The following is a 1799-nucleotide window of genomic DNA, read 5'->3' on the forward strand; positions in this document are numbered from 1 at the left end:
GAGCACGCCCGTGATCAGGACCTGGTAGACCGAGGACACGCCCATCAGCGTGAGTCCGTTGCGGAACACGCCGACGATCAGCGCGCCCAGCAGGGTGCCCAGGATGATGCCGCGGCCGCCGAACAGGCTGGTGCCGCCGAGCACAACCGCCGTGATGGCGTCGAGGTTCTCGGTCTGCCCCGCGTTCGGGTCGCCGACACCGGTGCGCGCCACTGAGAGCAGCGATGCGATGCCGTAGAACAGGCCCGCCGTCACATACACGCCCAGCAGCACCCGGTCGGTCGCAATGCCGGTCAGGCGCGTGGCCTCGGGGTTGTTGCCCACGGCATAGACGTGGCGGCCCGGTTGCGTGTCGCGCAGGCCCCACCACATGAGGACGTACATCGCGATCATGAGCAAGGTGCCGTAGTTGACGGCCGCGCCACCGAGCGAGATGGTGTTGCCGAAGAAAGTCATCGCCGGCGGCAGGTCGGTCACGGTCTGGGCACCCGAATACAGCTGCGTGATCGCGAACGCGATGTTCATCGTGCCCAGCGTCACGATGAACGGAGGCAGGCGGATGCGGGTCACGAGCAGCCCGTTGAGCAGGCCGAAGGCCATGCACGCGAGCAGCCCGCACAGGATCGCGAGGTACTCGTTCATGCCGCCGGCCACCGCCAGCTTGGTCATCACGATGCCGCCGAGCGCCATCACCATGCCGCAGCTGAGGTCGATGCCCGCCGTCAGGATGATCAGCGTCTGGCCGATCGCGATCGTGCCCACCACCATCACCTGCTGCAGGATCAGCGAGAAGTTCTGCACCGACAGGAAGCGGTCGCTCTGCGTCGTGAAGAAGACGACCGCCAGCAGCAGAGCGATCAGCGGGCCGAGCGTGGCGACGGGCGGAAGCCTGGAGGACTTGGTCGATGTCATGGCGTCTCCGGATCGTTCGGTGAACTCAGCAGCCGACATGAGTGCCCCCTACTTGTTGCCCCAGCAGAGATCGGTGCCGACCTTGGTGTCCTTGCTCTCCACACCGCCCATCGGCTTGTCGGTGATGAGCGTGACGCCGGTGTCGGTATAGCCCTTGACCTTCTTGCCGTCCTTGGCGTACTGGACGCCGGCCGCGACACCCATCGACGCCATCTTGAGCGGGTATTGCTGCGAGGTGGCCGCGATCACGCCGGCCTTGACGTTCTTCACGCCGGCGCAGCCGCCGTCCACCGAGACGATGACGACGCCCTTTTCCTTGCCCGCCGCCTTCAGCGCCTGGTAGGCGCCCGCCGCCGCGGGTTCGTTGATCGTGTAGACGACGTTGATGTCGGGGTTCTTCTGCAGGCAGTTTTCCATCGCGGTCTGGCCCTTGGCCTGGTCGCCGAAACTGTCGGCCATGCAGACGATCTCCGGGCTCTTCGAGAGCTCGTTGCTCTTCGCGTCGGCCGCCTGCAGCCCGAAGCCCGACATGAAGCCGTTGTGCCGCTGCGCGCCGACCGGGTGGCCCGGGAACAGGTCCAGCGTGGCGATCCTGGCCGGCTTGCCGGCCATGGCGGCCTTGGCGTACTGGCCGATGAGCTGGCCGGCCTTGTAGTTGTCGGTGGCGAACAGCGCGTCGGTGGCGTCGACCGGGTCGGCCGGGCTGTCGAGCGCGATGAACATCACGCCCTTTTCCTGCGCCTTCTTGATCGCCGGCACGATGGCCTTCGAATCGCTGGGCGTGATGAGAATGGTCTTGGCGCCACCGGCGATCATGTTCTCGATGGCCGTCACCTGACCGGCGTTGTCGCCATCGGTCTTGCCGGCTGCGCTGAGCAGCTTCGCGC

Annotated in this window: 2 protein-coding genes; both read right to left on the reverse strand. The window is 66.5% G+C overall.

Annotated elements, in window-relative coordinates; translation table 11 throughout:
• On the reverse strand, nucleotides 1-912 hold a 912-nt coding region (locus tag AC1D2K_RS34150), incomplete at its 3' end, for an ABC transporter permease (RefSeq protein ID WP_478094797.1).
• Between the two features lie 48 nt (nucleotides 913-960).
• A partial coding sequence (locus AC1D2K_RS34155; RefSeq protein ID WP_478094799.1) for a substrate-binding domain-containing protein occupies nucleotides 961-1799 on the reverse strand: 839 nt, incomplete at its 5' end.

Source organism: Variovorax sp. P1_H12_2 (genome assembly GCF_056405335.1).